22 protein-coding genes are annotated in these 24,604 nt (G+C 61.1%); 8 read left to right on the forward strand and 14 right to left on the reverse strand.

The genetic code is table 11. The features are described 5' to 3' along the window. Nucleotides 1-10 precede the first annotated feature (10 nt). Nucleotides 11-913 carry a LysR family transcriptional regulator gene (locus ACYVIT_RS24835; protein WP_415805683.1) on the forward strand — a complete coding sequence of 301 codons (903 nt, stop codon included), beginning with the start codon at nt 11-13 and terminating at the stop codon, nt 911-913. Here ACYVIT_RS24835 and purU read toward each other — a convergent pair. The 6 genes from purU to ACYVIT_RS24865 all read right to left on the reverse strand — a co-directional run bounded on the left by purU (nt 910) and on the right by ACYVIT_RS24865 (nt 6,062). After that, nucleotides 910-1,764, reverse strand: coding sequence for a formyltetrahydrofolate deformylase (gene purU / locus ACYVIT_RS24840; RefSeq protein WP_415805684.1), 855 nt, complete (start codon nt 1,762-1,764; stop codon nt 910-912). The two genes, ACYVIT_RS24835 and purU, sit on opposite strands and share 4 nt — an antisense overlap. Before the next feature lie 51 nt (nt 1,765-1,815). After that, entirely contained in the window at nt 1,816-2,925 is a 1,110-nt protein-coding gene (locus ACYVIT_RS24845) for an NAD(P)/FAD-dependent oxidoreductase (RefSeq protein ID WP_415805685.1), read from the reverse strand. 15 nt (nt 2,926-2,940) lie between these two features. After that, entirely contained in the window at nt 2,941-3,453 is a 513-nt protein-coding gene (locus ACYVIT_RS24850) for a flavin reductase family protein (RefSeq protein ID WP_415805686.1), read from the reverse strand. A gap of 45 nt (nt 3,454-3,498) precedes the next feature. Further along, nucleotides 3,499-4,131: a pyridoxamine 5'-phosphate oxidase gene (gene pdxH, locus ACYVIT_RS24855; RefSeq protein WP_415805687.1), complete on the reverse strand. Its 633-nt coding sequence runs from the start codon at nt 4,129-4,131 to the stop codon at nt 3,499-3,501. 66 nt (nt 4,132-4,197) lie between these two features. Further along, the gene (locus ACYVIT_RS24860; protein WP_415805688.1) at nt 4,198-4,851 is read right to left on the reverse strand and encodes a gamma-glutamylcyclotransferase; all 654 of its coding nucleotides are present in this window, start codon (nt 4,849-4,851) and stop codon (nt 4,198-4,200) included. After that, complete coding sequence (locus ACYVIT_RS24865; RefSeq protein WP_415805689.1) at nt 4,848-6,062, reverse strand: MFS transporter; 1,215 nt, start codon at nt 6,060-6,062, stop codon at nt 4,848-4,850. Before ACYVIT_RS24865 ends, ACYVIT_RS24860 begins: the two co-directional genes overlap by 4 nt. Before the next feature lie 300 nt (nt 6,063-6,362). Here ACYVIT_RS24865 and ACYVIT_RS24870 point away from each other — a divergent pair, with 300 nt between their 5' ends. Further along, nucleotides 6,363-7,211 carry a tRNA threonylcarbamoyladenosine dehydratase gene (locus ACYVIT_RS24870; RefSeq protein WP_415805690.1) on the forward strand — a complete coding sequence of 283 codons (849 nt, stop codon included), beginning with the start codon at nt 6,363-6,365 and terminating at the stop codon, nt 7,209-7,211. 68 nt (nt 7,212-7,279) lie between these two features. Here the strand turns inward: ACYVIT_RS24870 and ACYVIT_RS24875 are convergent, their stop codons facing one another. The 3 genes from ACYVIT_RS24875 to uvrA all read right to left on the reverse strand — a co-directional run bounded on the left by ACYVIT_RS24875 (nt 7,280) and on the right by uvrA (nt 15,121). Then, nucleotides 7,280-7,915: an aminotransferase class IV family protein gene (locus tag ACYVIT_RS24875; protein ID WP_415805691.1), complete on the reverse strand. Its 636-nt coding sequence runs from the start codon at nt 7,913-7,915 to the stop codon at nt 7,280-7,282. Between the two features lie 127 nt (nt 7,916-8,042). Further along, a complete protein-coding gene (pabB, locus tag ACYVIT_RS24880; protein ID WP_415805692.1) occupies nt 8,043-9,305 on the reverse strand; it encodes an aminodeoxychorismate synthase component I in 1,263 nt (420 codons plus the stop codon). Between the two features lie 5 nt (nt 9,306-9,310). After that, nucleotides 9,311-15,121, reverse strand: coding sequence for an excinuclease ABC subunit UvrA (gene uvrA / locus ACYVIT_RS24885; protein WP_415805693.1), 5,811 nt, complete (start codon nt 15,119-15,121; stop codon nt 9,311-9,313). Between the two features lie 313 nt (nt 15,122-15,434). Between uvrA and ACYVIT_RS24890 the strand changes: the two genes are divergently transcribed. Continuing rightward, nucleotides 15,435-15,563, forward strand: a complete 129-nt coding sequence (locus tag ACYVIT_RS24890) for a hypothetical protein (RefSeq protein ID WP_005016451.1) — start codon at nt 15,435-15,437, stop codon at nt 15,561-15,563. Between the two features lie 315 nt (nt 15,564-15,878). Here the strand turns inward: ACYVIT_RS24890 and ACYVIT_RS24895 are convergent, their stop codons facing one another. Further along, nucleotides 15,879-16,805 (reverse strand): LysR family transcriptional regulator, encoded by a 927-nt coding sequence (locus ACYVIT_RS24895; RefSeq protein ID WP_415805694.1) that lies wholly within the window; start codon nt 16,803-16,805, stop codon nt 15,879-15,881. Nucleotides 16,806-17,038: 233 nt separating this feature from the next. On the opposite strand from ACYVIT_RS24895, the gene ACYVIT_RS24900 reads away from it, so the two are divergent. Beyond that, on the forward strand, nt 17,039-17,974 hold the full coding sequence (locus tag ACYVIT_RS24900; RefSeq protein ID WP_415805695.1) for a glycosyltransferase family 2 protein: 936 nt from the start codon (nt 17,039-17,041) through the stop codon (nt 17,972-17,974). Nucleotides 17,975-18,020: 46 nt separating this feature from the next. Here ACYVIT_RS24900 and ACYVIT_RS24905 read toward each other — a convergent pair whose 3' ends face one another. Continuing rightward, on the reverse strand, nt 18,021-18,533 hold the full coding sequence (locus ACYVIT_RS24905; protein ID WP_415805696.1) for a hypothetical protein: 513 nt from the start codon (nt 18,531-18,533) through the stop codon (nt 18,021-18,023). A gap of 192 nt (nt 18,534-18,725) precedes the next feature. Between ACYVIT_RS24905 and ACYVIT_RS24910 the strand changes: the two genes are divergently transcribed. The 4 genes from ACYVIT_RS24910 to ACYVIT_RS24925 all read left to right on the forward strand — a co-directional run bounded on the left by ACYVIT_RS24910 (nt 18,726) and on the right by ACYVIT_RS24925 (nt 22,279). Further along, complete coding sequence (locus ACYVIT_RS24910; RefSeq protein WP_415805697.1) at nt 18,726-19,589, forward strand: DMT family transporter; 864 nt, start codon at nt 18,726-18,728, stop codon at nt 19,587-19,589. A 57-nt stretch (nt 19,590-19,646) separates the two neighbouring features. Continuing rightward, nucleotides 19,647-21,320, forward strand: a complete 1,674-nt coding sequence (ettA, locus tag ACYVIT_RS24915) for an energy-dependent translational throttle protein EttA (RefSeq protein ID WP_415805698.1) — start codon at nt 19,647-19,649, stop codon at nt 21,318-21,320. Nucleotides 21,321-21,344: 24 nt separating this feature from the next. Next, entirely contained in the window at nt 21,345-21,878 is a 534-nt protein-coding gene (locus ACYVIT_RS24920) for an isochorismatase family protein (RefSeq protein WP_415805699.1), read from the forward strand. Between the two features lie 179 nt (nt 21,879-22,057). After that, a complete protein-coding gene (locus ACYVIT_RS24925; RefSeq protein ID WP_094820162.1) occupies nt 22,058-22,279 on the forward strand; it encodes a glycine zipper 2TM domain-containing protein in 222 nt (73 codons plus the stop codon). A gap of 159 nt (nt 22,280-22,438) precedes the next feature. On the opposite strand, the gene minE is transcribed toward ACYVIT_RS24925, so the two are convergent. The 3 genes from minE to minC all read right to left on the reverse strand — a co-directional run bounded on the left by minE (nt 22,439) and on the right by minC (nt 24,600). Next, the gene (minE, locus tag ACYVIT_RS24930; protein WP_094819981.1) at nt 22,439-22,699 is read right to left on the reverse strand and encodes a cell division topological specificity factor MinE; all 261 of its coding nucleotides are present in this window, start codon (nt 22,697-22,699) and stop codon (nt 22,439-22,441) included. A gap of 3 nt (nt 22,700-22,702) precedes the next feature. Next, nucleotides 22,703-23,521, reverse strand: a complete 819-nt coding sequence (minD, locus tag ACYVIT_RS24935) for a septum site-determining protein MinD (RefSeq protein WP_415805700.1) — start codon at nt 23,519-23,521, stop codon at nt 22,703-22,705. A 125-nt stretch (nt 23,522-23,646) separates the two neighbouring features. Then, nucleotides 23,647-24,600, reverse strand: coding sequence for a septum site-determining protein MinC (gene minC, locus ACYVIT_RS24940; protein ID WP_415805701.1), 954 nt, complete (start codon nt 24,598-24,600; stop codon nt 23,647-23,649). Nucleotides 24,601-24,604: the final 4 nt, after the last annotated feature.

A 24,604-nucleotide genomic window follows, 5' to 3' on the forward strand; every position in this document is an offset into this window, starting at 1 on the left:
GGAGATGCACATGGATCTGGAGCCACGTCTGTTGCGTTACTTCATCGCAGTCGCCGAAGAGCGCCATTTCAGCCGTGCCGCGCAACGGCTGCATATTTCTCAACCGCCTCTCAGTTATGCCATTCGACAGCTCGAGAGTACGCTTGGGGCGCAACTGCTGGAACGCACCAGCCGCCACGTGGCGCTGACCGAAGCTGGACGCGTGCTGTATCGTGAGGCGCAAGCTTTGTTGCGCCAATCCGAGGCCATCGGCACGTTGGTGCAGCGTGTCGATGCCGGTCTGCGCGGACGTTTGCGCATCGGTTTCGTCGGGTCGATGTTGTATCGCGGTTTACCCGATTTGCTGGCGTCGATGCGTGCGGCGTTGCCCGATGTCGAGCATGTTCTCGTTGAACTGAATTCTCACGATCAATTAGAGGCTGTGCGCCGGGGCGAACAGGACTTGGGATTCATTCATGCGAATCCTGCGCCTGAGGAAGTCAGGACGCTGGACTTGATAGCCGAGCCCTTTGTGTTGTGCGTGCCTGATACGCATCCGTTGGCGCACCGGCGCCGGGTGACGTTGCGGGCGGTGGCCAAAGAGGATTTTATTTTCTTTGCGCGAGAGGCCTCGCCCAGCTATTACGAGACGGTATTGTCGATGTGCGTGACCGCGGGCTTTCACCCGGTGATACGCCACGAAGTCCGGCACTGGTTGAGCGTCGCAGCGCTGGTGTCGCAGGGATTGGGGGTGTCTATTGTGCCAGCGTGCCTGGCGCGCAGCGGCCTGGCGGGCACGCGCTTTATAGCGTTCGAACACCAGGCGCGGTCCGTCAGTCAGGCGATCTGGCCGAGACAGGTGGACTCGCCGCTGCTGCGCACCGCCGTCCGGCTGGTGCGCGATCACTATGGCGCGGCCAGCGCAAAAGCCTAACGGAACACGACTGTCTTGTTGCGGTTGAGCAGAATGCGGTGCTCGACATGGCTGCGTACGGCACGGGCCAGCACCAGCGATTCCACATCGCTGCCGACTTGCGTCAGGTCTTGTGCCGTCATGGTGTGATCCACGCGTTCGATGTCCTGCTCGATGATCGGGCCTTCGTCCAGGTCGGATGTCACGTAGTGTGCGGTCGCGCCAATGATTTTGACCCCGCGGGCATGCGCCTGGTGATAGGGGCGCGCACCCTTGAAGCTCGGCAGGAAGCTATGGTGGATGTTGATGGCGCGGCCATTTAACGCCTGGCACATGTCCTGCGACAGGATCTGCATGTAGCGCGCCAGGACCACCAGATCGATCTGTTCCGACTCGACCAGGCCCAAGACTTGCTTTTCCTGCTCGGCCTTGGTGTCGGGCGTGACGGGCAGATGGTGAAACGGAATGCCGTACGACGCGGCCAGGCTTGCGTAGTCATTGTGATTGGACACAATGGCAGCGATTTCGGCATGCAGTTGGCCGCTCTGTACGCGAAACAGCAGATCGTTCAGGCAGTGCCCTTGTTTGCTGACCATGATCAACAGGCGCGGCTTGCGGCGGGCGTCATGGATCTGCCAGTCCATGGCGAAGGTATCGGCCATGGGGGCAAATCGTTCGCGCAGGCTGTCCGCGGTCACGGTGTCAGGCAGGTCAAAATGCACGCGCAAAAAGAAACGGCCGCTTTCGTCATCGCCGAATTGCTGTGAATCCAGGATGTTGCAGCCCAACTCGAACAGCAGGCCGCTGACGCGATATACGATGCCTGTGCGGTCGGGGCAGGAAAGGGTCAGGATATGATCGTTATGCGGCATGATCTGAGAAAAATAATAAGGTCACTACGCTGCGGCTCGGCGGCGGGAAAACTACGACGACAACCGAGCGACGGTCTCGTCGGCGATGGCCAGGCTGGCGGTCAGGCCCGGTGATTCGATGCCGAACAGATTGACCAATCCCGCGACGCCGTGCACGGCGGGACCGGCAATGACGAAATCCGCGGCGGGTTCGTGGGGGCCGGAAATTTTAGGGCGGATGCCAGTATAGCCAGGAGCAAGCGCGCCATCAGGCAAGGCGGGCCAATAGGTGCGGACCGCGTCATAGAACACGTCGGCTCGGCTCGGGTCCAGCGTGTAGTCTTCGGCCGGAATCCATTCGGTATCCGGGCCGAATTTGGCTTGCCCGCCCATATCCAGCGTCAGGTGCACGCCCAGGCCCGCGTGTTGAGGCACCGGGTAGATCAGATGCGAAAACGGCGCTCGGCCGGTCAGCGTGAAATAGCTGCCTTTGCACAGGTATTCGTTCGGAATGCTGGCCGGCGGCAAGCCATCGATGTTCCGCGCCAACGTAGGCGCATGAATGCCGGAGGCGTTGATCAATACGTTGCACGACAGGCTCATCGCCTCGTCGCCGCCGAATTGCACCTCGAATCCGCCTTCGGGCCGAACGCGGGCCGACTGCATCGGCGTGTGAAAGACGCATTGCGCACCGGCATTTTCCGCATCACCCTGGTAGGCCAGCATCAGCGCGTGGCTGTCGACGATGCCGGTGGAGGGCGATAACAGGGCTGCGGTGCAGCGCAGGGCCGGCTCCAGCGCCATAGCCTCGGCGGCGCTGAGCCTGCGCATATCGTCAACACCATTGGCCTGGGCGCGCTGTGCGATTCCGTCCAGCAAGAGGGCCTCATCGTCTGTCGTGGCGACAATCAGTTTGCCCAGGCGTTGGTGCGGCACGCCGCGCGCGGCGCAGTAGTCGTACAGCAGGTGCTTGCCGCGTACGCACAATTGCGCCTTGAGGCTGCCGGCGGGATAGTAGATCCCCGCGTGGATGACTTCGGAGTTGCGGGAGCTGGTGCCCGTGCCTATCCCTTCGGTGGCCTCCGCCAACAAGACCTCGCGGCCTTGCAGGGCGAGTGCCCGCGCCACGGCCAGGCCGACGACGCCAGCGCCGATTACGATGCAATCGATGTCAGTACTCATAAGGGAACCGGGGTTTTATTTCGAGTCAGGGTGAGCCGGGGTCAAGTCGAATCCCCCTGCATGAAAAACAAGGGGCGCCTCTGCAGTGTGGCCGCAGCGTTCGACTTCACCGACCATGATGATGTGATCGCCCTCGACGTACTGGCTGCGATTGCGGCATTCGAACCAGGCCGCGCAGTACTCGTCCAGCATGGGCGTGCCACCCGGGGCCTGACTGCGCGGCAGTCCATCAAAGCGCTCGCGGGTGTTGCCAGTGGCAAAGCGTCGAGCCAGCGCGATCTGGCCGGCAGACAGCACGTTGACCACGTAACGCTCGCATTGCTCGAATACCTCCAGCGAGCTCGATCGTCGGGACAGGCTCCAGAGTATCAGGGGCGGGTCAAGGGAAACCGAATTGAACGAACTGACCGTCAGACCGATCGGCGCGCCGTCCGGCGCGGCTGTGGTGACGACCGTGACCCCGGTGGCAAAGCGGCCAAGGGCAGTGCGGAAAAAGCGCGCATCGAAGGAAGGAGGTGTATGGGACATGCAACTGAGGGCGGCGGGGCGAGAGTCGCGCAGGAGGCTTAGGTTTCAAGGCGACAAGCGGTCAATGGCCCAGCCGCCTTGGCCGTCGGGCAAATAACGCAGGCGGTCATGCAGCCGCGACGCGCGGCCCTGCCAGAATTCGAACAAAGTCGGCACGAGGCGGTAACCGCCCCAGTGGGGTGGTCTGGGCGGCTGGTCGCCATAACGCTCGCGGAATGTCTGCTCGCGGGCTTCGAGCTCGGCACGGGTAATGGGCTGGCTTTGTTCCGAAGCCCAGGCGCCCAGGCGGGAGCCCAGCGGACGGCTATGGAAATAGGCGTCGGATTCCTCGGCCGAGGCTTTTTCGATGACCCCCTCGATGCGTACCTGGCGCTCTAGCGGTTGCCAGAAAAACAGCAATGCGGCGCGCGGGTTGGCCAGCAGGTCGCGCCCTTTACGAGACTCGTAATTGGTAAAGAACACAAAGCCACGCGCGTCAAAACCCTTGATCAGCACGGTGCGGGCCGAGGGTTGGCCAGTATTGTCGACGGTGGCCAGCGTCATGGCGTTGGGCTCGGGGACCTTGGCCTGCAGTGCCTGGTCGAACCACAGGCTGAACTGTTCGAGCGGCGACGCGGCAGCGGTCTCCTCGAGCAGGACGCTTTTCTCGTAGCTTTGGCGCAAATCAGATACAGACATGAGGCGGGACATCCAGGTGCATCAGAATCGGGTATCCCCCAGTTTACCGCCTTCGTGAGATGGGGTTCAGTTATCGGGCAAAGGGTCGGTCTGTTCTTCGAGTTGCCGGGCGATCCGGTCCAGGCGTGCATCATGTATACCTGCCTCGCGCAGGGCCGAGGCGGTCTGGACCACATATTCCGTGCAGGGGCCGCAACTGCCGGATGCCCGCCGCACTATGGCCAGCAATTCGGGCTCGGGCAGCGTCCGGATGTAGGCCGGGTTGTCGCGGTTCATGATGAATACCAAGGCGCGTACGGAGCCTTGGTCCGTGGCGCAGTTGATCCAGCGGGGCAGATAGGCGCCGGTGGACATTTCGCGATTCCACAGTGCCGGGAAAAATTCAGGGACGGAGTTGCCTGCCAAGCGATAGACCACCCCCCGGCAGGAGCCGCCGCGGTCCAGGCCGAACACCAGGCCGGGGCATTCCGGCGTACCGCGATTGACGCGTGACCAGAGGCACAGCGCGCGATGGTGTCCACGCAAGGTCGCCAGCCGCCGTTCCTGAAAATGGAAGTCGGGTCGCCAGATCAGCGAGCCGTAGGCATAGACCCAGACGTCCTCGCCTTCGCGCCAATGTTTAAGAGCCTCGTCGAGCGAGGCGCGTCGTTCTTCGGGCGTCCAGAGACGAAAAGGGGGAGCGGGAGCAGTGAGGGCGGAAGGAGGAGTCGGCGAATTCACGGCGCGGGATTTTCTGCGTCTTGCGGGGGGTGACGATTGACCCAGCCGCCTGCGCTCAGCGCAGCAGCGTAGGCCCAAAACAAGGGAGCGATGCCAATTACCGCACCCAATGCGCCAAAGGTCAATGGCAGAGAGACTTGCGAAGCATTGATGAATGCCATCCGCAAGCCCACCGCCTCTGCGGCGCGACCATGAGGCGTATGTTGGTGCAGTAGCGACAGCATACTCGGTTGGCAGCATCCCAGGGCCAATCCCAGTACAAAAGAAAGCCCGATCAGGACCGCAACGTCGGCGAAAAGAGGGTAAATCAGAAAATCTGCCGCCGTGATGACCATGGCTGTGCGCACAAGCGTCCAGGAACGAACCCGTGTCTGGATAAAGGGTAATGCCAACCGGATGAGGAAAGTTCCCAGCGCGAAGGACGCGAGTATCGTGCCAATGGTGGTAGCGGACAACCCGATGGCGACGCCGAACAGCGGGACGACAAATAGGTGGGTATCCCAGGCGCCCGACAGAATGGTGTTAACCATCAGGATGCGCCGCAAGGGCGGGAGGTGCAGTAATTCGGTGGCCCGCCGGCGCGCGATTTGCCGCGACGCGGGCTCCATGCTTTCGTCTACTGCCCGCAGAGCCGGCTGTAGCCGGCGCAATCCGGCCAACGCCAAGAGCGGCCCCAGGGTCAAGATGCCGAACGCCAACCGCGAGCCCAGATGGTCGATGGCCAGCCCGGCGATGAGCGGACCGCTGAACCCCGATCCCGCCATGGACAGCGACAGCCAGGAAAAATTGCGCAGACGGCGGGCAGGCTCGGCATGCCCCAACACGTCCTGGGTCGCGACTTGGTGCAACATAAAGCCAATACCGATGCTACAGGCCGCAATCAGCAGCGTGATCTGGTGCTGATGGATAAAAGGCAACACGGTGCCAATGACCACCAGTGCATTGCCCAAGGTGATCGGACGCCGTATCCCGATACGGTCGATCCACTGGCCGGCCCGCACGGACATCAACATCGGGATGACGGCGAATACTGCGACCAGGCTGCCCACGATAAACGTAGATAGCCCCAATTGCAGGGCAGTTAGCGATACGGTGATGCGTCCGCCCGTGAGAGCGATGTGGTTGAGCATGGCAACCACGCACAGCAGCCCCGCTCCGGAGAACTCCGTCGCGTGAGAGGAAGACGAGGGGGAATGGGCTGAAGTTGACACTGATGCGGCATTAACTTCTGCGATTTTGATCCTAAGTCGCTGGGGTGTCGAGACGCGGCGGCGGGGCAACTTGGCGGGGATTAGAGACCCGAACAGGACATTTGTGAGCATGTAGGAACCCGGTTGCGATGAACTGATGTTAATTAATTGATAGATCACAGAAGTTGTGCTTTTCCCGTGTGCGTGGCGCGTTGGGCCGACGATCGTCCAGGGTGTGTCCTTATTGCAACGCTTGGCCGCAGTAGGGTTGTTTTCGCTGGCTCGCGTCCCGCATGACGCCGTCGTGGGAAAATAGCGTCCATGGATATTTCAGCTACCTTGGATGATGTTGATGCCGAACGCCGTTTTGGCGGATTGGCGCGCTTGTATGGCCCGGATGCGCCGGCGCTTTTGCGTCAGGCGCACATTGCGGTGGCTGGCCTGGGCGGGGTGGGTTCCTGGGTGGCAGAAGCCCTGGCGCGGTGTGGTGTGGGCGCGTTGACCCTGATCGATCTGGACAACATCGCGGAATCCAATGTCAATCGGCAGATTCATGCCCTGACCTCGACCATCGGACAGTCCAAGGTCGACGCCATGGCGGATCGGATTCAGGCGATCAACCCGGCGTGCGTGTTGACGCGTGTCGAGGATTTTGTCGAGCCTGGCAATATCGATCAGGTGCTGCCGGGCCCCTATACCGTGCTGGCCGATTGCACGGATCAGGCAACGGCCAAAATCGCGATGGTGTTGTACGCCCGCGAGCGCCGCGTGCCGCTGCTATTGTGCGGTGGAGCGGGGGGCAAGACGGACCCGCTGGCCCTGCGCGCTGGGGATCTGTCGCAGGCCGTGAACGACGCGCTCCTGGCCAAGCTGCGCAATCAATTGCGCCGCCAGCACGGATTTCCCAAGGCCAGTGATGCGCGGGGCAAGGCGCTCAAACGGGTCCCGCGCATGGGAGTGAGAGCACTCTGGTTCGATCAGCCGGCGATCATGCCCGCCGCTTGGGCACGCGCTGCCGAGGTGACCGACGATATGGGAGCCGCCGGGCAGGCGGTGGCGCCGCAAGGGTTGTCGTGCGCAGGATATGGCTCTGTCGTGACCGTGACGGCGGCGATGGGGATGGCCGTCGCTAACGAGGCGCTGCAACTGGCGTTGAAAGCTAAGGCGTAGCCAGCGCCTGACTATCCCGGTTCAACGTGAACGCCGGCTGTTCGAGGCCGGCGCCTGTTGCTCACGGGTCAGGCTGATCTCAAGGTAACGTCGAACCAGCCGCGTAGCGCATTGGACAGGCGTATGCCTTCGGCCTCATGCAGGTCTTGCGCGGTCAGGGTGCGTTCGTGCACCGACTCTCGATCGAGCAACTCGGCGCGTTGCACGCCCGGCAGGCAGCCGCTGCGGATCGGGGGGGTGTACCACACGCCCCGGATCAGCAGGTAAACGTTGCTGCGGCTGCCTTCGCAGAGTTCGCCATGTTGATTCAGGTACAGCAGGTCGAATACATCGGGATGCGCGGCCAGCCAGCTCGTCGCCTCGGTGTACCAGGGCCGATAGGTGGTTTTGTAGCGCAGCAGCGGCTCATCGGCGTTGAGCACCTCATCGGACAGCATGATGTGTTGAACGCCGGATAACGCGGGCAAAAGCGCAGTTTGGACGGTGCGGTGTCCCGTGCGATTGACCAGCAATCGCAGCCGGTGCGCACCGGGTGTGGCCACCATCGATAGCGCGGAATAAAGCGCTCGTTCGATTTCCAGCGCGCCCGCCCACGCATAGTCCAGCGCGGCGCAGCTGGCCTCCAGACGGGCCAGGTGACGCGGCAGCAGAGGAATGTTGCCCTCTGCATCGACTAGCATGGTTTCGATCAACTCAGCAGACATGATCTGAATCTCGAGTGCGGGAAACGGCCCGGCGATGGAATGCGGGGGGCGAGATGGAATGTTATCCGATGATGAGGGGTGAAGCCGATGTTGATATCGGTACAGATGCCGGCGTTGCGGCGGATAGCTATGCCGAGACTGACGCAGATGCCGGCATGGCATCTCGCAGGAGTCTAGCCTTCCACTGGCACTCCTGCCATTCCATTTCCGGATCCGAGTCGTGCACGATGCCGCCGCCGACGCTATAAACTCCGTGGCCGGTTTGATCCAGCACCAGCGTTCGAATCGCGACATTCAGTGAGAAATCCCCATCAGGCGCGAGCCAGCCAATCGCACCGCAGTACAGGCCGCGCGGTGCGATTTCCATTTGGCGGATGCGCCGCATGGCGGCGACCTTGGGCGCGCCGGTAATTGAACCGCAAGGAAACAAGGCGTGCAGAATCTGGCTGAACGTCGCGTCCGGGACTTCGGCAGTCACCGTTGAGGTCATCGTCCATACGGTGGGATAGCGTTCCAAGGTGAAGAGGGCTGGCACCTGGACCGAGCCGGGGCGGGCCAGGCGGCCGAGATCATTGCGCAGCAGGTCCACGATCATCAGGTTTTCCGCGCGGTTTTTGGCGCTGGCGTGTAGTTCGCGGCCTAGCCGTTCGTCTTCGGCGGGGTCGGGATGGCGTGGCGAGGTGCCTTTCATCGGGCGTACTGTCAAGCGAGCGCCTTCTCGCCGTACAAACAGCTCGGGGGAAAACGACAGCACGGTGCGTTGGCCGTCTTCGATATAGGCGCCGTGGGCCACCGGATGGAGAGCGGCGAGGTGCTGATAAAGTGCGCGCGGGTCGCCCTGTACCTGTATGTCCAGCGGCTGGGTGTAGTTCACCTGGTAGAGCTCGCCCGCGGCAATCAGCTGGCGGATGGCTTCGATCTGCCGCAGATAGTCGGCCCGTGCCATGCGAGGCTCGATGGAAGAGATCTTTGCGGCAAGCGCTTGTCGAGTCGTTATATCTGCCGTATTGGAGGAGGTCGGGGCAGAGACCGCGTTTGCGTGCCGGAGAGGCGTGTTTTCCGAGGTCTGTGTCAGTACGGTTTTCTCCGCCGGCCACGGCGTTTCTACTGTCATGCGCTCGAATACCAATCCTGTCAGGCGAGGCGTGCCATCGGCGACCTGCCTGGTTGCCGGGCCGCCAGTGGGCGCAGGCAAGACGGTTTCGGGGGCAAGCCATTCGCCCAGCTCATAGTCGAGCAGCAGCGCGACCCAATACCCCGCGCGCCGCGCGGCCTCGATGGTGTCCAGGGCGGCGGGAAGTTCCTCAGGGTGACGGGCTTCGATGCGCTGGCGCAGGCGCTGCAGATTCAGTGCGCGCCCAGCCACGCGATCCTCAAAACGACATTGCATGATGCTTACTGTTGTTGTGCGAGAAATTCCGTCAAGACACGACCAGTATGTGAGCGTTCGCGCAAGGTCATCACGTGTTCGGGCGAACCCTCGGCGACCAGTTGGCCACCTCCGGTGCCGCCTTCGGGGCCGAGGTCGAGCAGCCAATCGGCTTCGGCAATCACGTCCAGATTGTGCTCGATCACGACAACAGTATTGCCTGCCTCGACCAGGCGATGCAGCACATGGATCAGCTTTTCCACATCGGCCATCGACAGCCCGACCGTCGGCTCGTCCAGGACATATAACGTGTGTGGAATGCGCGAAGCGCGGCCAGTCGTGATGACGCCCTCGGTCAAACGGGCTTTCGACAGTTCGGTGACCAGCTTGATGCGCTGCGCCTCGCCGCCGGACAGTGTGGGCGAGGGCTGGCCCAGCGTCAGGTATCCCAGCCCCACGTCCTGCATCAGTTGCAAGGGACGATGAATTTTGGGATGGGCGGTGAAGTAGCCCAGCGCATCGTCGACCTCCATGTTGAGCAACTCGCCCGCGTTTTTGCCGCGCATTTGTACTGACAGCGTGTCGCTATTGAAGCGCGCGCCGTTGCAGGCATCGCAGGGCACTTTGACGTCGGGCAGGAAGTTCATTTCGATGGTGCGCATGCCCTGGCCTTCGCAAATGGGGCAGCGGCCATCGCCGGTGTTGAACGAGAACCGTGCTGCGCTCCATCCGCGCATGCGGGCCTCGCGCGTATCGGCGAATTGGCGGCGCACGTCATCCCAGAACCCGATATAGGTGGCCGGGCAGGAACGCGGGGTTTTGCCGATGGGCGTCTGGTCGACTTCCAGAACGCGGTCGATTGCCTCCCAGCCGCTGATGCGTTCGCAGCCATTCCAGCGCGGGGCTTTGGATTGCGAGACGGCTTGCAGCAGGTTGTCCAGCAGCACCTCGCGTGCGAGCGTGGACTTGCCTGACCCGGATACCCCTGTGACAACGCTCAGGCGGCCAATGGGAATTCGGGCATCGACATGGCGTAGGTTGTGCAGATGTGCGCCATGGATCTGAATCATGGGCGTGTCATCGTCAACCGCGCGGCGGCCATTGAGCGGATGCTTCAAGGGCTTGGCCAGATAACGGCCGGTGACTGATTCAGGGGCGTCGATCAGGTCCTGCGCACTGCCTTGCGCCACGACGCGGCCGCCGCGCACGCCTGCGCCGGGGCCGATGTCGATGATGTGCGAGGCACGGCGAATGGTGTCGTCATCGTGTTCCACCACGACCAGCGTATTGCCGTTGCCCTCGAGGCGGGCGAGGGCGTCCAACAGGATGCGGTTATCGCGAGGGTGCAGGCCGATGGTGGGCTCGTCCAGCACGTAGCACACGCCTTGCAGGTTTGAACCCAGCTGTGCCGCGAGCCGGATGCGTTGGGCTTCGCCGCCGGACAAGGTGGGTGCGGCGCGATCCAGCGCCAGATAATCCAGGCCGACTTCTTTCATGAAATTCAGGCGGCCGCGAATTTCCGTCAGGATATCGCGCGCGATTTCGCCCTCGCGGCCACGCGCGACCAGGCCGGTAAAAAACGTGTGTGCTTCGGACACCGGCATGGCGGCGAGCTCGGCGATGGAGCGGTCGCGCCAGCGCACGGCGCGCGCTACGCGATTCAGGCGCTGGCCATCGCAGACCGTGCAAGTGTGAGCCTCGCCATCGTAGCCCGCATTCCAGGCGGATTCCTCGCCGGTTTGCTCGGCGTCGAAATCCTGCAGTTGTACGCCCGTGCCAAAGCATCCCGTGCACCAGCCATGTTTGGAGTTGTACGAAAACAGGCGCGGGTCAGGTTCAGGGAAACTGGTGCCGCACGACGGGCACGCGCGTTTGACCGAGAAATGCTGCTGTTGCAGTTCGCTGTCGAGCGCTTCATGCAGCTTGTTGACCGGCCAGACCATACTGAGGACGCCTTGGCCGTGTTCCAGGGCCTGTTTGACGGCATCACGCAACGCAGCCTCGTTGTCGGGATCGACGATCAGATCGGCAATCGGCAACTCGATGGTGTGTTCCTTGTAGCGATCCAGGCGCGGCCAGGGACTGACCGGAATAAATGTGCCGTCGACACGCAAGTGCGTGTAGCCCTTGGAGCCTGCCCACTTGGCCAAATCCGTGTAGTAGCCCTTGCGTGCAGTAACCAGCGGCGCCAGCAGGCCGATATGCTGACCCTTGTGCTCGCGCAACAGGCGCGCCACGATCTGGTCCGTGTTTTGCGGTTCGACCGCGACCTGGCAGTCGGGGCAATATTGAGTGCCCAGCTTGACGTATAGCAGGCGCAGAAAATGGTGGATCTCCGTCATCGTGGCGACGGTGGATTTACGCCCGCCGCGGCTGGTGCGCTGTTCGATCGCGACCGTGGGCGGAATACCGAAAATCGCGTCGACGTCCGGTTTGCCGGCAGGTTGCACGATGGCGCGTGCGTACGCGTTCAGCGATTCCAGATAACGGCGTTGGCCCTCGTTGAACAGGATGTCAAAGGCCAGCGTGGATTTGCCCGAGCCCGAGACGCCGGTGATGACGGTGAACTTGTCGTGGGGGATCTCGACGTTGACGTTTTTCAGGTTGTGTTCGCGCGCATTGCGTATCTCGATGGCTTGCGCCTGGCGCCGGCGGCGCATGAGAGATTGCAGCGGCGTACCAGCGCTTTCCGCATACGCGGCGGCGGGCTCGGCCAAGGTGAGCGCGGATGAACCCTGCGCGGCTGACGCGGCATCCATATCGGCATCGCCAGCTGCCCGGTCTGCGACGCGTGTCGCGTCGGCTGTGGCTGCCTCGACGACCTGGCTCGGCAGCACACTGACCTCATAGTCGCGTAACGCCGCACCGGTATGCGAGCGCGGATTGTCCATCAAGTCTTGCGGAGTGCCGACACCGACGACGAGGCCGCCGGCATCGCCACCTTCGGGGCCTAGATCGATCAGCCAATCTGCGGCACGGATGACGTCGAGATTGTGTTCAATAACCAGCAGGGTATGCCCGGCGGCAAGCAGCTTGCGGAACGCGCGCATCAAGCGCGAAACGTCGTCAAAGTGCAGGCCGGTCGTCGGCTCGTCGAACAAGAACAGGCTACCTTTTTTGGCAACCTTGGCGGTAGAGATGCCGCTGCGGGCGGCTCCGGCCAAATGGCCGGCGAGCTTCAGGCGCTGGGCCTCGCCGCCGGATAGCGTAGGGACGGGTTGTCCTAATCGCACGTATTCGAGGCCCACATCGGCCAAAGGTGCCAAGCCAGTTTGCACATCGCGCAAGCCTTTGAAAAATTCCAAGGCCTCGCTGACGGTCATCTCCAGGACTTCGTCTATCGAGGCGTTCTTGCCCAAGTGTTCGATGCGCACCTCGAGCACCTCGGGACGGAATCGCCGTCCGTCGCAATCGGGGCAACGCAGATAGACGTCGGACAGGAACTGCATCTCCACATGTTCGAAACCCGTGCCGCCGCAGGTGGGGCAACGTCCATCGCCGCTGTTGAAACTGAACGTGCCTGCGGTGTAGGCGCGTTCTTTGGCGAGCGGCGCTTGGGCAAAGAGCTTGCGGATTGCATCGAAGGCCCCGACGTAGCTCGCCGGGTTGGAGCGTGCGGTCTTGCCGATGGGGGTTTGATCGACCATCACCACGTCGGCAATCTGTTCGGCGCCCAACAAGCGCTCGAACGAACCCGGGGCTTCGGAGGGTTTGCCTTGGTATTTCAGCAGGGCCGGATACAGCACGTCCTGGACCAAAGTCGATTTGCCCGAGCCCGATACGCCGGTGACACACACGAGCCGGCCGAGCGGCAGTTCGATAGAGACGTTACGCAGATTGTGTGCGGTAGCGCCCTCCAATAACAGGCGCGGCGTATTGGCGGCGACAGGCATGGGGCGCGGCGCTTCGACGCGCAGACGTCCACCCAGATAGTCGCCCGTGAGCGTGGGCGAACTGCGCAGTTGTGCGGGCGTGCCGTCGAACACAATACGTCCGCCGCGTTCGCCAGGGCCCGGGCCGATGTCGATGATGCGATCCGCAGCCACCATGACTTGAGGATCATGTTCGACGACGACCAGCGTGTTGCCGGCCTGACGCAATCGATGCATGACTTCGACAACGCGGTGCATGTCGCGCGGGTGCAGCCCGATAGACGGTTCGTCCAGCACGAACAGGGTGTTGACCAGAGAGGTGCCCAACGCCGTGGTCAGGTTGATGCGCTGTACTTCGCCGCCGGACAAGGTGCGGCTTTGACGGTCCAGCGTCAGATAGCCCAAGCCGACGTCGCAGAGGAATTTCAATCGCGCGCGGACCTCGGTCAAGAGCAGATCGGCGGCGGCATCCAGTACGCCGGTGAACGAGAGCGTGTCAAAGAAATGGCGCACGCGTTCGATGGGCAGCAGCATGACGTCGTGAATCGACAGGCCGTCCAGGGCCTCGAGTTGTTCTTGGCTCCATGCGGCGCCTGCGGGCATGAAACGCGTATAGCGTTCGTCGCCTGGCGGCAGCACCTCGTCGGCCTCGGCCTTGGTTCCCAAGCGCCACAGCAAGGCGTCGGGCTTGAGGCGAGCGCCATGACAGGTGGGGCAGGGGGTATAGCTGCGATATTTGGACAGCAGCACGCGCACATGCATTTTGTAGGCGCGGCTTTCCAGCCAGGCAAAGAATCGATGTACACCGTACCACTGGGTTTTCCAGGCGTTGTTGCCGCCTTTCCAGTCGGGATCGCCGTGCAGTACCCAATGGCGTTGCGCGTCGGTCATGGCCTTCCATGGGACAGAGAGCGGGATGCCCGCGCGCGGCGCGTATTTGGCCAAATCGTCCTGGCATTCCTTGTACGAGGGCGTTTGCCAGGGCTTGATAGCGCCTTCGTTCAAGGTTTTGTTTTCGTCGGGGATGACCAGGCCGTAATCGATGCCGATGACCCGCCCGAAACCGCGGCAGCTTTCGCAAGCGCCAAGCGGCGAATTAAACGAAAAACTGCTGGGCAGCGGATCGGTGTATTCGATATCGCAGTCCGCACAATGCAGTCGATCACTGTATTTCCAGACTTGTGCGTCGACGCCTTCGTCATCGAGCACGTGAACGGCCATGTGGCCCGCGCCCATGCGCAGCGCCGTGTCCAGGGCCTCCATCAGGCGTTCGCGCTCTGCGCTGGAGTGGCGGAATCGGTCTTGCACCACGTGCAGAATGCGGCGCTCCTCGTTGGCCGTGGCGGTTTTGCCCTTGCCGGCGGCTTTTGCGCGTTTGCTGGCCGCTTTGGTGGCCGACGGCGCACGGGTTTCTTCGTGGTGCACGCGCGTGTAGCCCTGCTGTTCGAGAAAACCGCGAACCTCGTCTTCTGTGAAGTTGGCGGGCACGGCAATCGGAAACGTAATGACCAGGCGCGGATCGCCCACCGCCGGCGCGCGCTGCGCCAGCGAGGCGGCAATCGAGTCGGGCGTATCGCGCCGCACGAGTTTGCCGCAGCCTCGGCAGTAGAGTTTGGCACCGCGCGCGAACAGGAGCTTGAGGTGATCGTTCAGCTCGGTCATCGTGCCCACGGTGCTGCGCGAGCTGCGCACCGGGTTGGTCTGATCGATGGCGATGGCGGGCAAAATGCCCTCGATGCGATCGACCTGGGGCTTGTCCATGCGGTCCAGGAACTGGCGCGCGTAGGGCGAAAAGGTCTCGACGTAGCGGCGCTGGCCCTCGGCATAGAGCGTATCGAACGCCAGCGAGCTTTTGCCTGAGCCCGACACGCCGGTAATGACGACGAGCTCGCCGGTGGCGAGCGTCAGATCCAGGTTTTTCAGGTTGTTTTGGCGGGCGCCGACGATGCGAATTTGAGAGCTCATGACGAGGGAACGATGCGTGAACGACGCGGAATCAGACCAGAATCCGCGGGTGATAGGATATCGCTGAAATATCTGTATATTTAAACAGTATCTTAGATTACCGCTAATCCGTGTAATTGTCGCGTGAATATGCTTCGCTACGGCTGCGCATGGGTTCGATTTGGCTGGCGGCGGCGTTTGAGGCTACAATGCTGAGTTATCCAATTTCTGCCACCAGCCTGTGGCCCGTCAGTATTGCGGCGTAGTTGTCTGCGCTTTGATGCTGGGAACGTCGGGCGGGTTTGGGCACTATCGAACCTTACCGGAGATCATCATGGCTGAGCGCAAACGTGTGCGTCGTAACACCCTGGAACGCCGTTGCCTGGGCAAGTCTTTCAAGCGCTTGTTCGTCAACGCCCCCAAGGGTGTTTTCAAGATGCTGGAAAAAATCAAGCGCGTGTAATTCTTGCGCCTTGATGTAAAAAAAACCACCGATCATGTCGGTGGTTTTTTTTTGCCGCCGGGCCGCCCCAAGGCAAAAAACGCCCCCTCGGGGGGCAGCAAGCCGAAGGCGTGGCGTGGGGGCTTTTTTTGCCGCCGGGCCGCCCCAAGGCAAAAAACGCCCCCTCGGGGGGCAGCAAGCTGAAGGCGCGGCGTGGGGGCTTTTTTTTCCGCCTGGCCGCCCCAAGGCAAAAAACGCCCCCTCGGGGGGGCAGCAAGCCGAAGGCGCGGCGTGCGATTCCGGGCCTACCCACATTCCTGCCACAGCGCTGTCCGTTTAAATGGCAGGCTCCAGCCAGGGACGCAGAAACTCCATGAATACTCGCGTTTTGGCTGGCATGACAGCGGTTGGCAATTCGGCATAGACCGCGAGGGGCTCCAGGCGCCATTCTGGCAGGATACGCCGCAAGGCGTAGCTGTCGATGATGGGAGCCAGGGCCCGGCAATCGGGCAATCGGGTAATGCCCATGCCCAGGCCAGCCAATGAGCCGATCACACTGATACTGTTGCCCGCGATAGCGCCTTTGACGGCTACACGTTCGCTGCGTTGGCCGTTATGCAGGACCCAGAATGAATGTTCCGGATCGATCGTGGTACGAAAGCATTCGTGGTTTGACAGGTCGGACGGCTGTTGGGGTTCGCCATATTCGCGCAAATAATCGGCCGACGCGTACAGATGCGTGTCCAGCGAGGCGATTTCCTTTGAGATCGAGTCTTCGACGGCGCCTGGTTCGGACACAGGGGCGCTGCGGCCGAAACGCAATACCAGATCAAAGGGACCGCCTTGCGAGTTTTCGGCGGCCTTCATGCTCATGTCGAACTCGCATTCCAAATCGGGGTAGCTTTCAGTAAAGGCCTTTAATGCATCCGGCAACAGCCAGATGGCGATGCTGTAGGGGATGGCAATGGTGAGCCGTCCCTGCGGGCTGGCAGACAAGGCCTGCAGTTGTTCGTGCGCCAGACGGGCTTCGTCAACAAGTCCTTGGCATCGTCGCAAGTAGGCGGCGCCAGCGTTGGTGAGTTCCAGGCGCCGCGTGTTGCGGTTGATGAGCCGTAATCCAATCGCCTGTTCCAGTTGGCCGATGCGGCGCGATAGGGTCGAGGTCGGCATGGCGAGGGCTCGTGCTGCCAGACTGAAGCTCTTGCGGCGAGCAACTTCGACAAACAGTGCGATATCGTTTAACTGGATAGGATGAGAGTCCATAGGTTGTCCGTGGCAGCCGCCAGAGTTTACCTGCTGGATGACGTTTTGTTTGCGGCTGGTGTCAGACAACGACGATATGCTTGTTTCACTACGGCAGAATTTGCAAAATTTGTTTTCAAAATGGCTGTTGCGGAACACGTCTGCGGTCTGCATATCCTCCTACACTTACCCCAGTTTTTACTTGTAAGCAGTGCGGCTGCCGTGGTCGCGCTCGCGCGAACCCGTTTGATTGCATGAGTGAGCCTCAATACACGTTCACGATACTGACGCCCACTTATAACCGGGCCGGCACTTTGCATCGTGTGCATGAATCCCTGAAACGACAGGTTTGTCGTGATTTCGAATGGTTGATCGTGGATGACGGTTCGACGGACCGCACGCACGAAGCCGTCCGGGCATGGCAAGCCGAGGCTGAGTTTCCGATTCGATATATCTGGCAGAAAAATCAGCATAAAAAGACGGCATTCAATCGCGGTGTGCGTGAGGCGCATGGCGAATTCATCATCACGTTGGATAGCGATGATGAAATGCCGCCTGACGCGTTGCAGATATTGAAGGACGCCTGGGAAAGCATCGCGCCGGATCAACGTGAGCGATATGTGGGGGTGACGGGCCTGTGCGCCCGGCCCGATGGCGAAATTGTGGGCGATCGTTTCCCGCAGGATGTTTTCGATGTATCGGCCGTTGATCTGTATTTCCGCTATCGGATCAAGGGCGAAAAATTCGGCAGCCTACGTACGGCCGTACTGCGCCGTTTTCCTTTTCCCGAGGATGTGGCGGGGTTTGTGCCCGAGAGCCTGATCTGGTGGGCGATGGCGCGGGCGGGATACTTGAATCATTGTATTAACCGCGTGGTCCGTGTTTATCACCCGAGTCCGGATGGGTTGAGCCGGGGGGCAGTATCGATACGCAATAACGCGCAGGGGCTGTATTTACTGGCGTGGGACGTGCTCGAGCACCACATGGAGTGGTTCCGGTTTCGGCCCAAGGACTTCCTGATGGCTGCGGCGCGGTTTACGCGGTTCCGGTTGGATCTGGAGCATTCGGGGGTGCCTACGGCGGTGCAGGCGTATCCGCTGACCCGGCCGACAGCCAAGGTGCTGGTGGCGTTGATGTGGCCGGCGGGATATATGTTGTACCGCCGGGATCAGCGGCGCGGCGTGGCTTAGCGCTGCGCTGCGCTGGGGCGATTTTCGCTGAGCCCGCTCTCGGGTTTCAGTGAATGGGATGCCCGGGAGGAATGGCGGCATCGTAGTCGTCGTCCTCGTCATCGTTTTCATCTTCATCCTCCTCCTCGTCTACGTCAGGCAAGGGCTCATCGGACAATGCAAAGGGCAGGACGTCCAGCAGGTCGTCGGACCACGCGGTTTCTTCGCCGGATTGGTCTAGTTTGACGAATCGTTCGCCTTCGGCCAGGGTGATCTGGATGGCCCAAAGATAGAGGCAATCGTAGGTGTCGTTGTCGGTAGGGCTGAGGCCGCCGCGGTTGCCGAGGAGCCGGGCCTGCGGGCCGCCGAGTTGGACGTGAGGCTGGTCATCGTCTTTGGCGCTTTGCTCGACGGGAATGCCGAAGCTGACCCATTCGGTGCCTTCGTCACCCAGGACGACTTCGGCCAAGACGGGTTTACCCAGATAGGCACTGAGGGCGTCAGCGGTTTTGGAGAGCATGTCCAGTTCCTGGGTGCTGAAATGCGTCAACGAGGCCGGGGGCGTGGTGGAGGCGGTCATGATGGGTCCTGATAGGGGCACTGCATGTGATCGAGACGATGCGTGCTGTGCAGCCGTCTTTACGAAACCGATATTGTCGCTCGTTTCTCGAGCGCGGCGGCGACATTCACGATACAGCGCTAATATCGCGGCTTTGCTTACGCAAAGTCTGTTGTCATGTTGAACGCGGTAACGGCGCCATCGGCGCGCCACATGTTGTTTCCACTGCTGGCGGCGTTGATCTGGTCACTGAACATGGTGGTGACCAAGATGGCGGCCGGTGTGATTGCGCCGGCTGTGATCGGATTTTATCGCTGGGTGCTGGCAGGCGTGATCTTGACGCCTTTTGTGCTGCCGGGCGTGTTGCGCGGCTGGCGCGCGATTGTGCCGCATCTGGGCAAACTGGCCGTGCTGGGCGCGCTGGGCATGGCGGTGTATCAAGGGTTGATTTATGTGGCGGCGGCAACGACCACCGCGACCAATATGGGCATCATTACGGCTATGGTGCCGTTGCTGACGATCGTGCTGGTGTGCATCGTGTTGCGAGAGCTGCCGGCCTGGACGGCAGTCGCGGGTGGCGCCTTGTCCCTGCTCGGATTGGGCGTGTTGCTCGGCGAAGGGAATCCGCTGCGTTTGCTTGAGGTCGGCGGCAGTACGGGTGATGCGTTGATGGGCGTGGCGGCGCTGGCTTATGCGATGTATGGGGTGTTGCTGCGCCGCTGGCCGTTGCCGATCGGCGTGTGGCAGTCGCTTTATGTGCAGGTGTTGTTCGGGATTTTGCTTCAGGTGCCTTCGTACTTGTTGGCGCCTGCGTCGCCGTTGAATGCCAGCAATATTCCATTGGTCCTGTATGCAGGGATTTTTCCGTCGCTGTTTGCGCCCTATCTGTGGATGCAGGGCGTGCGTTATTTAGGACCGAATCGGGCCAGCATTTTTCTGAATCTGATGCCGGTCGGGACTGTGGCGATTGCCGCAGTCATGTTGAATGAGGTGCCGCATAGCTATCACATCGTGGGCGGTGCGATGGCGTTGGCGGGAGTCAGTCTGGCGCAGTGGCGGCCGCGGGCGGCTGGCTGAGGCTATTCCGGCCTACAATCATGGCTTCCCTCTGATTCGTCTTTTGCATAAGAGTCCATGGCCCAATACGTCTACACCATGAATCGCGTTGGCAAGATCGTGCCGCCAAAGCGGCAGATTTTGCGTGATATTTCTCTTTCGTTTTTCCCCGGCGCCAAAATCGGCGTGCTGGGCCTGAACGGTTCGGGCAAGTCCACTTTGCTCAAGATCATGGCCGGCGTGGACAAGGAAATCGAAGGCGAAGCGGTCCCCATGCCGGGTTTGAATATCGGCTACCTTCCCCAAGAACCGCAGTTGAATCCCGAGCACACGGTGCGCCAGGCCGTCGAGGAAGGCCTGGGGGCAGTGGTGCACGCCAAGAAACGCTTGGACGAGGTCTATGCTGCCTATGCCGAACCCGATGCGGATTTTGACGCCTTGGCGGCCGAGCAGGCCGAGCTCGAGGCGGTGATCGCCGCCGCAGCATCCAGTGGCGCGGACGATATCGAGCATCAAATGGAAATCGCGGCCGATGCGTTGCGTTTGCCGCCTTGGGACGCCACGGTGGGTAATTTGTCGGGTGGTGAAAAGCGTCGCGTGGCGCTGTGCCGCCTGCTGCTGTCCAAGCCCGACATGTTGCTGCTGGACGAGCCGACTAACCACCTGGATGCAGAAAGCGTCGAATGGCTGGAGCAATTCCTGCACAAATTCCCGGGCACGGTGGTGGGTGTGACCCACGATCGCTACTTCCTGGATAACGCGGCCGAGTGGATTCTTGAACTGGACCGGGGGCATGGTATCCCCTGGAAAGGCAACTACAGTTCCTGGCTCGAGCAAAAAGACGCTCGCCTGAAACAAGAAGAAGCCTCGGAATCGGCTCGCCAAAAGACCATCAAGAAAGAACTCGAATGGGTGCGCCAGAACCCCAAGGGCCGTCAGGCCAAGGCCAAAGCCCGCCTGGCGCGGTTCGAGGAGCTGTCTTCGTACGAATACCAAAAACGCAATGAAACGCAGGAAATCTTTATTCCTGTGGGCGAGCGTTTGGGTAACGAGGTCATCGAATTCAATAACGTCAGCAAAGCCTATGGCGACCGTCTGCTGATCGACAACCTCAGCTTCAAGGTGCCTCCCGGCGCGATCGTGGGCATCATCGGCGCCAACGGCGCAGGTAAATCGACGTTGTTTCGCATGATCGCCGGCCGCGAGCAGCCGGATTCGGGCAGCGTGGTGCTGGGTCAAACGGTGCAATTGGCCTTTGTCGATCAGTCGCGTGACTCGTTGCAAGACGGCAAGTCCGTCTTCGATGCGGTGGCGGACGGCGCAGATCTGTTGACCGTAGGCAAATTCGAAATGTCCTCGCGTGCCTACCTGGGCCGCTTTAACTTCAAGGGCGCCGATCAAAACAAGGTCGTCGGGCAATTGTCGGGCGGTGAACGCGGCCGTTTGCACCTGGCCAAGACGCTGGTCGCGGGCGGCAATGTGTTGCTGCTGGACGAACCGTCGAACGATCTTGACGTGGAAACCTTGCGCGCGCTCGAGGATGCCTTGCTCGAGTTCCCGGGCAGCGTGATGGTCATCAGCCACGATCGCTGGTTCCTGGATCGTATTGCGACGCATATCCTGGCATTCGAGGGCGATTCGCAGGTGGTGTTCTTTGATGGCAACTACCAGGAATACGAGGCCGACAAAAAACGCCGCCTGGGCGAAGAGGGCGCCAAGCCGCGTCGTCTGCGCTACAAGGCGTTGAAATAACCTTCGACATAGGTCTTGCCTGCCATGTTGCTCAACGCCGCCGATTCGACATTGTTGATCGTGGACATGCAGGAACGCCTGCAGCCCGCGATTTCCCAGGGAATGGAGTCGGCAGCGGTGGCTCACAAGTTGGCCCAGGGGGCTCGCTTGTTGGACGTTCCTGTGGTGGCTACCGAACACAGCAGCGCGGCATTGGGCAAGACTATTGCGCCGTTATGCGAGTCGGTGCAGTCGGTGTTTCAAAAGCGGCATTTTTCGGCTGTGCGCGAACCGGGTTTCGAGGCTTGGCTGCCTCCGGCCCGGCGCACGATTCTGGTCGCCGGCTGGGAGGCTCACGTTTGCGTCCTGCAAACGATTGTGGGGCTGCTTGAGCTGAACTATCACGCGGTTCTGGTCACCGATGCGGCCGGCTCTCGCCGTCCTGCGGATCACTATGCCGGCTTGCGGCGTATCCGGGCATCGGGTGCCACGGTCATTACTGCGGAGATGGCCTTGTTTGAATGGATGGAGACTTGCGACCATCCCCGCTTTCGCGACGTGTTACAGCTCGTGAAATAATCCCGACAACAGGCTACGGTCTACAGGGCGACCAGGGTTATTACCTACCCATGGATACAATTTATCGGTATCCCTCACAGCCTGACGAGGCACTTTCTGCGATCCTGACAGTTCATAAAAGTGCGAGGTGTTTTCGCCGTGGGGCGGCTCGCCAGCAAGAACAGGAGTATCACATCATGATGAAAATCGGAACTATCTCAAAAGTGGGTATGGCTATTTTGCTGGCGGTTTCCGTGGCGGGCTGTTCGTCATGGGACAGCATGAGCCGGCGTCAAAAGAGCACGGTAGGCGGTGCAGCGGTAGGCGGCGTCGCAGGTGCCGTGATTACCAACGGCGGTATCCTGGGAACGATAGGTGGCGCCGCATTGGGCGGCATCATCGGGGATCAAGTCGGCAAATAATGTCGGACCGTAGCGCGGGGCCGCGTGCGGCATTCCGCGCTAGCTGTTCGGAATGATCACAGGATAGTGTTTACGTAGCGCTGCCGAGTTTTGATCGATATGAAAAGGGCCTCGACTATTGTCGGGGCCCTTTCTCATGGGAAAGCCAACGTGCCGCGGTCAGGCTTCTTTTTGCGGCATTTCGATTTTGACTTCCAGCACTTCCAGGGTGTCTTGGCGTTCCAGGTGCACCCGGATGTCATCAGGATTGATGTTCACGTACTTGGATATGACGGCGACCAACTCTTGCTGCAATTGCGGCAAGTAGTCGGGCGATGCGCCGCGGCCAGTGCGTTCGTGTGCCAGGATGATCTGCAGGCGTTCCTTGGCGACTACCGCCGAAGTTTTTTTCTGCCCCAGCAGAAACGACAGGAAAGACATTGCTTACTTCCCTCCGAATAGGCGCTTGAGCAAGCTGGGTTTGTTGTAGTCCGTGAAGCGCAGCGGTTTTTCTTCGCCCAGATAACGTGCGACGACGTCCTTGTAGGCTTCGGACACGTCGCTGTCGCGCAAGTGGATGGCTGGCAGGCCCTGGTTGGATGCCTGCAGTACGGCTTCGGACTCGGGAATGACGCCGATGAGCTTGATGCGCAGGATGTCCTCGATATCGCTCAAGGACAGCATTTCGCCATCATTGACCCGCTTGGGGTTGTAGCGTGTCAACAGCAGGTATTCCTTGACGGGATCTTCGTCGGCCTCGATGGCGCGGCGTGACTTGGAGGCCAAAATACCCAGAATACGATCGGAATCGCGCACCGAGGAGACTTCGGGGTTGGTCACGACCAATGCGTCATCGGCGAAATAGGCTGCCATCAATGCGCCTGCTTCGATTCCTGCCGGCGAGTCGCACACGATGTAGTCGAAGCCCATTTCCTTGAGCTCTTCGATGACTTTGCCGACGCCTTCTTGGGTCAGCGCGTCTTTGTCGCGTGTTTGCGAGGCGGGCAGGACGAACAGGTTTTCCAACTGCTTGTCTTTGATCAAAGCCTGCTTGAGCGTGGCCTCGCCCTGGATGACGTTGACGAAGTCATACACGACGCGGCGTTCGCAGCCCATGATGAGATCCAGGTTGCGCAGGCCGACGTCAAAGTCGATCACGGCGGTTTTGTGGCCGCGCATGGCCAGACCGGAGGAAAAGCTGGCGCTCGTGGTGGTCTTGCCGACTCCACCCTTTCCGGAAGTCACCACAACAATTCGTGTCATGACTGTTTAACCCTTATGTTCGAATAAATCGCGTTATCGTAAAGCAAAAAGCCTATGTAAGGCTTCTTACAAGATGTAGACCTCGTTATCGGATCGTGTATCCGATAACGAGATCCATGTTTGGTTCATTTCTTCAGTGCGTCGACGCGCAGTGTTTCGCCGTCGAGATGCACGAGCGCAGGTTGGTTGTGCAGAGCGCTGTCGAGTTTGGCCTCGACCACACGATACACGCCTGCGATTGCCAGCAATTCGGCGTCAAGCTGTGTGGTGAAAATACGCGCCGAGGTATCGCCGCGTGCGCCCGCCATCGCTTTGCCGCGCAAAGGGCCGTAGACATGCACATTGCCATCGGCAATGACTTCTGCGCCCTGGCTGACCATGCCGATGACGACCAGGTCGGTATGCCGTGCGTAAACGCGCTGACCTGAGCGTAGTGGTTTGGTGATGACCAATGCTGTGGTGGGAACTGCCGGGGCTGGCTCGGCCGATGCCGTCTCGGTCTTAGCTGGAACTGCCGCCTTGCCGGATGCATCCTTGCCCGTGGAGGCCGCTGCCTTGCCGGTTCTGGCCGAGGTCTTATCGGTTTTGGCCGGCACAGGGGCTTTGTTGGCCGAGGCGTCTTGCGTGGCAGCCGTTGACGTGGCTGCGTCGTCAACGGCATCGTTGGTCGCGGCAGATCCCGTCGCTAACGCGGCTGCGGGTACGCCAGGGACCGGCGTCGAGACATGGTTGGGCGGCGTCATCTCTACAGTGGCCGCGGGGCGCGCTACGGGCGTGGACAGTTCAACGGGCGCCAGGCCCGCGGCTTGGGCTGTCTTGAGATTGTCGCCTTCGGCAACCACGCCGATAGGGGGCAGGTTGTGGCCACGCAGGGCGGTGAGCAGGGCCGGCCAATCGATAGGATCCGTCACACGGCTGGCATCGATGACCACCGGTTCGTTCTCAAAAAAACTGCCGGCGTCAGCCATGCGCTGATCCAGGGCGGCGGACAGGCGCGTCAGATCCGCGCTGTGCAACACCACGCGGATGGCATACAGCGTGGCGCTTTTGAAGTCGAGGGCGAGGGAGTCTGTCGTCATGGTC

Source organism: Bordetella muralis (assembly GCF_054781015.1).